Source organism: Oleiphilus sp. HI0086, assembly GCF_001635225.1.
In genome coordinates this window covers 1-10,733 of sequence record NZ_LWFZ01000102.1, presented here as the reverse complement: position 1 = coordinate 10,733, position 10,733 = coordinate 1, and the positions used below count along the sequence as shown (strand labels likewise).

Here is a 10,733-nt window from a genome sequence, read left to right as displayed (position 1 = left end):
AGCGTGACTCAGATGGTGACGGCCAAGGTGACGCCTGTGATAGTGATGATGATAACGATACAGTCGAAGATAGCGCAGATAATTGCCCAACAGTACCGAATAGGAATGGCCAGAGCGATAACCTAGACGGTGATGACTTTGGTGATGCCTGTGATGATGATCGTGATGGCGATGATATCAAGAACGGTGTCGATAACTGTCCTTCGACCGCTAACTCGGATCAGGAAGACACTGATGGCAATGGCTTAGGTAATGCTTGTGAAGCTGATAGCGATCAGGATGGTTTCGCCGATCAGTTAGATAACTGCCCTGCCGATGCTAACCCAGGCCAGGAAAACTTCGATGGCGATGCTCGCGGAGATGCTTGTGATGGCGACGATGATAATGATGGCGTGAGTGACCAGGCAGAAGAGGCTGCGGGTTCTGATCCTAAGGACAGCGACTCAGATGATGACGGCGTTGATGATAAGAATGATGCCTTCCCAACAGACGAGACGCGTCAGGAAGACTCTCAGGGTGATGATGACGACGATGGCGTAGCAAACGGCATTGATAATTGTCCAAATGATGCCAACGCGGGTCAGGAAAATTTTGATGGCGATGCGCAAGGCGATGCTTGTGACCATGACGATGACAATGATGGTGCGCCAGATGATGCTGATGACTTCGATAACGATCCAAATGAGCAATCAGACAGTGATGGTGATGGCTTAGGTGACAAATCTGATAACTGCCCAACGGTTGCAAATGAAGACCAGAACAATGCTGACCAAGATGGATTTGGTGATGCTTGTGATGCCGATACCGACAATGATGGAGTAGGCAATGAGCAGGACAACTGCCCTGTCGATATGAACCCTGGACAGCTGAATGCAGACGGCGATGAGTTTGGTGATGTTTGTGATAGTGATGATGATGGTGACGGTGTAGAAGACGCCTTCGATAACTGTCCAATTGACGCTAACAGTAATCAGGAAAACTCTGATTCTGAATCAGATGGTGGTGATGCTTGTGACCATGATGATGATAATGATGGTCTAAGCGACGCGGAGGAAAATGCAAAAGGCACCGACCCGACTGATGCTGATACAGATGACGATGGCGAAAATGATGGTGATGATAATTGCCCGCTGATTGCTAATGCAGGCCAGGAAGATGCCGATGGCAATGGCCAAGGTGATGCCTGCGACATTGATAGTGATGGTGACGGTGTATTGAACACCATGGAAGAAGCTCAGGGTACTTCACCTACCGATGCCGATTCTGATGATGATGGTAGCAATGACGGTGTCGATAACTGCCCAGCAATTGCTAATGCTGATCAGCGTAACTCAGATGATGATGCTGAAGGTGATGCTTGTGATTTGAACGATGACAATGACGCTGTTGATGATGATGCGGATAATTGCCCAACGGTTCCGAATGATGATCAAGCTGATGCCAATGAAGATGGAGTGGGTGATGTTTGTACTGCTGATGAAGATCAGGACGGTATTCCAGATACGGTAGATAACTGCCCTGCGGTGGCAAACCCAGTTCAGGAGAACGCTGATCATGATGCACAAGGCGATGCCTGTGATAACGATGATGACAACGATTCGATTGAAGATGCTAGTGATAACTGCCCGGTTAAGGAGAATGCTGACCAACTTGATCTAGATGGGGATCAGATTGGTGATGTGTGTGATCCGGACTCTGATGGTGATGGCGTTGAAAATCTAGTCGATAATTGCCCATTAATCGTTAACGCGAACCAGGAGAATACTGATCAGGATGGTCAGGGTAATGCTTGTGACTTAGATGATGATAACGATGGCGTATCCGATGAGAATGAAGCGGCTCAAGGTACGGACCCACTGTTAGCGGATAGTGACGACGATGGTAGTCACGATGGAGATGATAACTGCCCGCTAATCGCTAATGAAGAGCAGAAAGACACAGACTCTGATGGCTTGGGTAACGCTTGTGACACCGATGATGATGGCGACACGATTGCTGACGATGTCGATAACTGTCCACTCGATAGTAATGTTGGACAGGCAGATAGCGATGAAAATGGTGTTGGTGACGCGTGTGATGTGCCTTCAGTAGCTTTGTTCTACTTGAATGAACGCATTGTTAACTCTGAAACTGAAACTGATGAGTCAGGCACTGAAGATGGCATTTGTCCTTTCGATGTAAATGATGAAATGACTCGAGTGTCTCTATGGAGACAAGAAGGTTCTGTTCTAAGGGTTAGCTTTGGTGATGAAGGGCATGATGAAGGTGGTGAGTTGATGATCGATCCATCAGGACGCATTAGTGCTTCATTCAGCGATGAGTACAGCGGCGAGCATGGTTCCATGCAAACTGAGTTGGATGTTGATGGTCAGTTGGATGCAGAGTCAGGTGTCATTGTTGCCACCGTTGAAGAGAGCTTCACCTTTGCAAGTGCAGACGGCCAGATTGTTGCGACCTGTGCCTACAATGCAACAGAAACCTTTACGCCGATGGATGAAGTGTCTGCAAGTACTATCTTCGATGGTGAAACCGGAACTAATGTAGGCTTTGTTTGGATGGAAGGCGACGAGCATTATCAGGACTCAGCCAATCAGCCGGTCTTCGACTTCTTCTATGGTGTGATTGATGACACTGAAGAGCGTCGTTATCGATACGACACCAGCACCGGTGCACCGATGTGGGTAGAGGAAACTGAGGAAGACTCAAGTTTCATGCTCGGAGCCAATGGTTGGGTTGAAGTATCAGACAAAATGTTGGTTGAGGGTACGCCAGGTGTTACAGCTAATGTGGTTGCAAAGGATGCAAGCGATAACATTTTAGCGAACTGGCAAGTAACGCCATTCTCTGCGAATGTTACGGAAGAGCCAATGTTTGGTTTGATCCCTCGTGAGTGGAGTGAAGAAGGCCTAACAGCGCCTGAAGAAGTCTTTGCAGGTAGTGAGGTCTTGGCTTTGGGGATACATGCTGTGTCGCAGTTGGATGTTTATGAAGTTCGCTGCGGGGGAGCACCTGATGATGGTCCGGCAGACGGTACCGCACCAACGATGGCTTGTCATAATGCAATGGAAACAGATGACGGTACGGGTAGCCCTGTGTTAGCCGATTCGTTAGGTGACATTATTTATGAAGCAGACTCTTCAATGACAGAGAAATGGCAGGGTATGCCAGCGGGTTACTCTGATGAAGGTGAAGTTTTTGCCTACCTAACGGGTGCCGACACAAGTGGTGATGAGGGTACAAGTGGTGATGTCAGCTTCTATATCTATGACTGGGATAGCGAGTCGCTTGAAGCACTCGATCACTCTTCAAGTTGGACGATAGAGGACCCATTAGGTGATGATACGAACTTGGTGATTTCTTTCGCTTTACCTACAGAGCTTGGTAAAGAGTTTGGTGATGAAATGCCTGATGCTGTGATTGCTTCAATGATCGAAGACTCATCCGACAGTCAGCTCTATGTTCGTACTGGGCATTTCCGCGAAGCAGGTAAGCACCATTATGATAGTGGCTTGAATGGTCCGGCGATTGAGGAGGTTCAGGGTAACTTTAGCTATATTCCTCCAGAGCCAGACTCAGACCACGATGGAGTTGTAGACAGTGAAGATAACTGTATCGATGTGCCAAACCCCGACCAGGCAGATACGGGTGGCGATGGTGTTGGAGATGCCTGTAGTGGCAGTGGTTCTGAAGACGGTGTATTCACAGCTGAGAATGTGGTTGGTCACTTTGCAATCACCTTCCCAGAAGGTGACACCGAGCCTGAGAGCCAGGCTTTCTACAAAATACGAGATGATGGTACGGGGACAGTTTTCTTTGAAGACGGTCCTGCAGAGGGAGAAGAGTTTACCTGGTTAATCGATGGTGAAACCTTAGTCTTGGAAATTACTACTGCTACCGGTTCTCATGACTGGGATGAATATACGCTGACTTCCGGGTCTGTGGACTATGGGAGTATTCGTGCGGTAATCGATGAAGGTAATGATTCCAGTATTGAATATGACGGCCCTGCACAGTGGATGCGTGATATGGGAACTAGCGGCCCAGAAGCCTGTACCACAGGGGATGTCGAAAGTGGCGCGGTTGAAGCGGACTACGACCAAGCTGTCGAGGACTGTGGCGGCCTGGATAAGCTGCTAACGACAGAAGAAGTGAACGATACCGTTTGGTACAGCGAGCAAGATACGGTTGCTTTTGATAGCGGTGGAACCGGCAGCTTCGAAGACCATCACACTGGAACTGAATACACGACTACCTGGTCGATAGATTCTGGCTTTGTTCGCTTTACGGCGACAAGTGCTTCAGGAGTATTCTCTCGTAAGCTAGGCATCTTGTCTGATGGCTTCCCTCATATTTCTACCAAGTTCTTCCATGATGGTGAAGCTAATGACTACATTGCTAGCATGCTGTATGCAGTGAGTGAAGATGCGACTGACAGTGACTCAGACGGTATACCGGATGATATTGATAACTGTCCGACTGATGCAAACAGTGATCAGCAAGATAGCGACCATAATGGAATAGGTGATGCCTGTGATGGGGGAGACACCTCTGGTCATATGTTTACGGTAGAAGAACTTTCTGACCAAACTCGCTTTAATGTTTACTTCGACGATGCGCCAGATGATGGTGGCGACCCTTACTACATTATGGAGTCCATGACCTTTAATTCTGATGGCTCGTTTAGTGCTGAGCTAGATGACAATGCCTTGTCGCGCGGAGAATCACACTATTCAGGTGACTGGAGTATAGAAGCCGGGGACTTGGTTTTATCACTCAATGGAGGCACAGAAACAGAATATATTCACGCCTTTGGGGTCGATGATGAAAATGGTGCGCTACTGGTATGTTGGGGGTCTGTACCTTGTTCTGATGACACGGAATGGTTCTTTGATGGGCAACTATCAGCTGAATCCTTCTTGATGGCAATGAATAATGGTGGGACTGGTGGTACTACAGTCGAAGATGCTGACGGTGATGGTATTGTCGATCAGGAAGATGCGTTTGTTGATGATGCGACAGAGCAGTTTGATACCGATGGCGATGGTATCGGTGATAACGCCGATGCTTGTCCATATACAGCTGATACCACATGCGATGGCTCGGGTGTTCCTAATATGTCTGGTGAGTACCTACTTGCCTGGAGTGTTGACGGAACTAACCCAGATAACGAGATGCTAAATGACTCTGGTGATCAATGTGTTGCGGAAGATGAGTTATCAGGTTTTGCTTTGGTTCGAGTACAGCAGGAAGGAAACCAGGTTATTCTCAATGGAGGTGACGGCGAAGACGGCTGGATGTCGATTGGTACGATCGATACTAATGGCGATTTCTCTGTAGAAGAGCTTAATAACGAACCGGGTCGAAGCTTTGTACTATCAGGTAACTATGATGGTACGGGTATAGCTGGTGGGAGTTTTACGGATTCAGAGCAAAATGAAAGTGAAACCTTAACCTGTTCTTCTAACGGCACTTATACAGGCTCGGCACCCGTTGCCATTACCGAAAGCGATATTGATTCTACGGGGGCAACATGGTTTGAAATAGACTATGACCACGATGCTGCGGGCAATACTCAACTTGAGTTTGAATACGGAACAATAAGTGGTGAGCTTGAGACGCTATTTGAGTTAGACCCTGAAACTGGCATGTGGGTTGATCGTAGCTCAGAAGATATCGGTGCAGGAGAAATGTCGGTACTGACAGCCAATGGCATTGAAAGACTTGATGACCTGTTTATCATTGTCGGTTACGGTGCCGATGGATCAGAAACGCTTGGTGAGACCGCGAGAGTTGCAGCAAGCTTTGATGGTGATCCCAACGATGTTGTCGCGACGGATGTAGATTTGTCCGCCTTTGATGTCTCTGGTTTGCCAGTTCACTTAGCCTTTGGTGATGAAGCTTTCGATGCGGATGCCGTCTTTAGTGATGGCGCAGAGATCTTTGTTGCAGAGCTCAGCGCTGTTAACACTTCGTATATTTTCGAGTGTGATGCAGACTGGTCACCTTGGTTTGCTTCAAACCTTGATTGCGACAATGTGGTGCCAATAGGCTTTGTCGCTGAAGACCCTGATGAGGATGGTATTCATGATCCAATTCCAGCGACGTCTTTTGCTGATGTATTTTCGACCGCGGCAGAGCTACTTGCTCAGCCAGTGACGCAAGAAGTGTCTGATCGGGGGCTGTATATTGGTCATGGTTATGATCATGGTGGATCATTCCATATTCGTGCTTATCTTGAGTCGACTTCAGGTGACGGCAGTGGTTTGGACGGTGATCAAAATGCAGGGATTGGTTTTGTGAAAGTTTATGACCACTCTTCAGATGTATTCCATATAGCTGAACTGGCGATAAGCTCGACAACCATCGATTCACATCAAGTTATTTCTTTCGAGGTGCCTGAATTGGTAGCGAAGCTCGTTGATTTGGATAGTGAAGAGCGTCACCAGTTTATCTTTGTTGATAATTCCGAAACGGCAGGGCCGATTGTGCGCCGAGGAGGAGTACAGCTACAGGGCGCCGGTGATAAGGAACTGATGTTCAATAATGTAGCTTTTGAGGATCTGAAAGCGGCTGTCATCTTACCGGGTAATGGTGGCGGAACGGGCGGTGCTCCGGCTGGAGAGAATATCGGCCTTTGGCTACTTGATAACGGTGGCAGTGACTACCATGCAGTTGTCTTTTATGGTGATGCGAATTATATCGTAGGGCATACTGCAAACTCGGAATCCGATCCGGTTTATGGTGTGCTACCAACTTCTGCAGAGCATGGCACATATACATGGGACCCAACAAGCGGTGTTTTTGAACCAAATAAAGTTGGCGAAAGTGACGGTGATGGAGGGCTTGATAATGCCATTGGCGAGATGACCATGGTGATCGATGGCGATGTATTAACGTTCGATGATGATATAGGCCCGGATGAGCTTGTGCGAGGATACTCTGATACGAACCCACTAATTGGTGCCTGGCAGATACCTGAGCCGGGTAATATGAATATTCTGGTTTTTGTGGATGAAACTCGCTACATCATTATGCATACCAACAACGGAGAAGAGCATGATGTTGGTGTGATAGTGCCAACTTCAGCAGAGCACGGAACTTATACCTGGGATCAGGAAACAGGAGATTTCTCTGTTTCCGTGCTGGGTCAAAGCGACGGTGAGGGCGGTTTATCTCATCCTTCAGGTCTCGGTTGGAGCATGTCTTTAAATGGAGACGCGCTTAGCCTAGATGATGGTGAAGGTTCCTTTGTACTTCAGCGTGTGGGCGCAGATCCATTTGCTGCGGCAAGCAATAATGGAGTGGACTTCTCGGACTCTGCAACTCTGACGCAAGGACAAGAGCTGGGAGTTCTGGGTTCTGGTCTCTTAAGAGAATGGTATGACGATGGCACTTCGACAGAGTATGAAGAATATTATGTATTTGACAGCTCAGGTAATACTGGACGATTCGTCTGGAGGCATGATGACGAAAGTGCTGGAACAACAGATACAGGTGATGAGGCAACAACTTGGTTGGTAGATAGCTCAGGTAATCTTGAAATTACTATTGCTGGTTTATCTGAAGTACATGACGTGGCATTAGCTGATTTTAGTGACTTGTTCAGGCCCGAAATTGTCGTCAAAAAGGACGGTATGATGGAAGGACCTACGCGTGCCGAGCTAATGGTGACTCAGTCTACCTTAGCCTCAGAAGTGCCTAGCCCTGTTGATTTGACGGCTGAGAGTGATTTATTGGGTACCTACTTTTTTGAACATAACCTAAGTGAGCAAATGATTTTTGCTAGCGGGGGCGTATTTTCAGAAGTATGGGATGGAGGTTCTGAGACAGGTTTAAGCTGGTCGCTCGATACTTCAACAGATGAAATCTTGATATGTTTTGAGGGCGGCGGTACATCAACTGTTGATTGCCCGGATAGTTCACTCGATTATGTTTATGTTGAATCAGTAACAGACGACACATCAAATGCAGATGATAACTCAGAAACAACAGAAGTATGGGGGTTCGCTGGCTGGTGGCAAGTTGATGCATCGACCGGATTAGGTTCCTTCTTCCGGGATAAAGCATTTAAACAGCCCTTACCTTAAAATGAAGTAAAAAAAGCCAGGTCAGCGACCTGGCTTTTTCGTATCTATACCTTCCGGCCAGACGATAGGCCTACTAAAGGCATTTACCCAGACTCTAACTAAATGGTCATCTAGGTGTTATTGACCTGTAAAACCTTAAAGCTATTATGGATAGTTCGTTTAAATAGTTATTAAGGGGGCCTTTGTGTCTGATAAAAAGAGCCAGAATCGTTTTTGGTTGATGCCGTTTGTAGCGATCATGCTACTGCTTAGTCAAATGAGTTTTGCAGCGGATCTTTGGGAAAAAGGGCGCCACTATAAAGAATTGCCTTACCCGGTAAAAACCGCAGACCCTTCTAAAATAGAAATACTAGAGCTATTTTGGTATGGCTGCCCGCATTGTTACGAATTTAACAATGACCACTTACCTGAGTGGGAGAAAAGCTTGGCGGATGATGTAGATTTCCGTTTAATGCCAGCAACCTTCCCTGGTTGGGTAGAGCATGCAAAAGCTTATTACGCAGCTGAGTTCCTGGGTGTGTACAAAGAGATGCACCAGTACTTATTCGATAAGATCGTATCGAACCCTAAGAAGTATAAAGACGTAGACGACATAAAAGTTTTGTTTATGGATAAAGGCATAAAGTCTGAAGACTTTGATAAGGTATTTGAGGCCAGTGGGTTTAGAAAGATTTCCAAGATAGATGAGGCGATCAAAAAAGCTCAAGACAAGATCAAGAAGTTGCGTATTACAGGTGTACCGGCTTTGATTGTTAATGGCAAATACAAAATCGGTGTTCGTGACGCAGGCAGCTTTGGCAATATGGTAAAGATTGCGAATTATCTGGTTAATAAAGAACGAGAAGCTAAGAAGAACTAGTGCCGGATTTGTCGTTTTTAAGAATGGGGTGATGAGCCCCATTTTTTTTGCCTTGAGAAAATCATAAGGGCCGCTTATGCTGTTGTTAAGGCCGATTAATGTGGTAATGAATAGTCGTCGTGAAACAGGGTAATTCTAGTTTATGTATCAACGAATCAAACATCGTATCAGTGAACTGATTACGCCGATCAATGAGTCGCTACAAAACGCAGCATCGCAACAGGTGCACCCTGAAGAACTGAAAAAGACCCCGTTTCTTGAAACAGACAAAACGATTCGACTATTAACCTTCAATATTCAAGTGGGTATTTCCACCTCTTCCTACCGTCACTATCTGACACGTAGTTGGCAGCACGTTTTGCCTCACAAAAAGCGGCAAGACAATCTGGATAAAATTGCTGAGCTGATTAGTCAGTACGATATGGTGGCTTTGCAGGAGGTCGATGGCGGTAGCTTGCGCAGCGGATTTATTAATCAGGTCGAATACCTTGCGAGTAATGCAGGTTTGCCGTTTTGGTATCAGCAGTTAAATAGAAATTTTGGTCCTGTAGCAAAGCATAGTAATGGCTTGTTAAGTCGTTTCCGGCCAATCAAGGTTGAAGAGCATCGCTTGCCTGGCTTAATACCTGGCCGAGGCGTGATTGTTGCCGAGTACGGAAAAGAGGAAGATCCGATCGTATTGGTGATTATGCACTTGTCGCTCAGCGATAGTGCCCAAAAACAGCAGCTACGTTTTGTTCGGGATTTGGTTGATGACTATAACCATGTGGTGTTGATGGGCGACATGAATACCCATGCCGAGAAAATACTGCATGACTCTCCGCTAAAAGGAGCCGGCTTGGTGACTTTGCCGGGCGTATCTCATTCATTTCCTAGCTGGCGCCCTGAAAAGGCCTTAGATCATATTCTGGTGAGTCGTAGCCTATTGGTTAAGAGGGCGGGCGTGGTAACGTTTCCGGTATCTGACCATTTACCCATCGAATTAGAGGTAAAACTACCCAAAGGCTATTAGCTTGAAACTTTGAAAATATAGACATAGACAGGCACAAAAAACCCGACAATAAAGTCGGGCTTTTCAATGGAAGCAATAAGCTGCCTACCTCGAAAGGTAGAAAATCTTACTTGATTTTAGCTTCTTTGTAGACCACGTGCTTACGCACAACTGGGTCATACTTTTTGATTTCCATCTTTTCTGGCATGTTACGCTTGTTCTTGTCAGTCGTGTAGAAATGACCAGTACCAGCGCTTGAAACTAAACGGATTTTATCACGCATTGCTCAATCTCCTAAACTTTCTCGCCGCGAGCACGTAGTTCACTAAGAACTGTCTCGATGCCTTTTTTATCGATAATACGCATACCTTTGGTAGATACACGAAGCTTAACAAAACGCTTCTCGCCCTCAACCCAAAAACGGTGAGATTGTAAATTAGGCAAAAAACGACGACGTGTGCGGTTTTTTGCGTGTGAAACGTTGTTTCCTGCTACTGGGCGCTTGCCTGTAACCTGACATACTCTAGACATTGTAACCTTGCCTCCAACTTCGAAACGTCCCTTGAAAGCACGTTCAAAAAAATTCAAATATCGGACCCTTTTTTGGAGTCCTCACTAAAGAGCCCGCCTTTATACCAGAAAGCATTTTTAATCGCAAAAAATATTTTCAAAAATGTGTATAAACTTGTAACGTGGTATCGGCTTTATCAGGTACAAAATGACGCTCATATTTGGGTGTGGATGGTTGATAGAAGGGGATTTATGAAACTTGGTGTGGATCTCGGTGGTACGAAAA

Annotated in this window: 6 protein-coding genes; 4 read left to right on the top strand and 2 right to left on the bottom strand. The window is 46.4% G+C overall.

Annotated elements, in window-relative coordinates; translation table 11 throughout:
- From A3756_RS01435 to A3756_RS01425, 3 genes are all read left to right on the top strand, one after another.
- On the top strand, window positions 1-8,087 hold an 8,087-nt coding region (locus A3756_RS01435), incomplete at its 5' end, for a thrombospondin type 3 repeat-containing protein (RefSeq protein WP_068552738.1).
- A 184-nt stretch (window positions 8,088-8,271) separates the two neighbouring features.
- Entirely contained in the window at window positions 8,272-8,946 is a 675-nt protein-coding gene (locus tag A3756_RS01430) for a thiol:disulfide interchange protein DsbA/DsbL (protein WP_082865026.1), read from the top strand.
- A gap of 142 nt (window positions 8,947-9,088) precedes the next feature.
- Window positions 9,089-9,958 carry an endonuclease/exonuclease/phosphatase family protein gene (locus tag A3756_RS01425; protein ID WP_068509233.1) on the top strand — a complete coding sequence of 290 codons (870 nt, stop codon included), beginning with the start codon at window positions 9,089-9,091 and terminating at the stop codon, window positions 9,956-9,958.
- A 106-nt stretch (window positions 9,959-10,064) separates the two neighbouring features.
- Here the strand turns inward: A3756_RS01425 and rpmG are convergent, their stop codons facing one another.
- Window positions 10,065-10,220, bottom strand: coding sequence for a 50S ribosomal protein L33 (gene rpmG / locus A3756_RS01420; protein ID WP_068510851.1), 156 nt, complete (start codon window positions 10,218-10,220; stop codon window positions 10,065-10,067).
- 11 nt (window positions 10,221-10,231) lie between these two features.
- Window positions 10,232-10,468 (bottom strand): 50S ribosomal protein L28, encoded by a 237-nt coding sequence (rpmB, locus tag A3756_RS01415; RefSeq protein WP_068510857.1) that lies wholly within the window; start codon window positions 10,466-10,468, stop codon window positions 10,232-10,234.
- Between the two features lie 72 nt (window positions 10,469-10,540).
- Between rpmB and A3756_RS28500 the strand changes: the two genes are divergently transcribed.
- Window positions 10,541-10,733 (top strand): hypothetical protein (locus A3756_RS28500; protein WP_231875449.1); only part of this gene is annotated, 193 nt, incomplete at its 3' end.

What these genes read in the sequence shown, in the direction of transcription:
- A3756_RS01425 (WP_068509233.1), top strand. Translation starts at nt 9,089, where the DNA reads ATGTATCAACGAATCAAACATCGTATCAGTGAACTGATTACGCCGATC.
- rpmG (WP_068510851.1), bottom strand. Translation starts at nt 10,220, where the DNA reads ATGCGTGATAAAATCCGTTTAGTTTCAAGCGCTGGTACTGGTCATTTC.
- rpmB (WP_068510857.1), bottom strand. Translation starts at nt 10,468, where the DNA reads ATGTCTAGAGTATGTCAGGTTACAGGCAAGCGCCCAGTAGCAGGAAAC.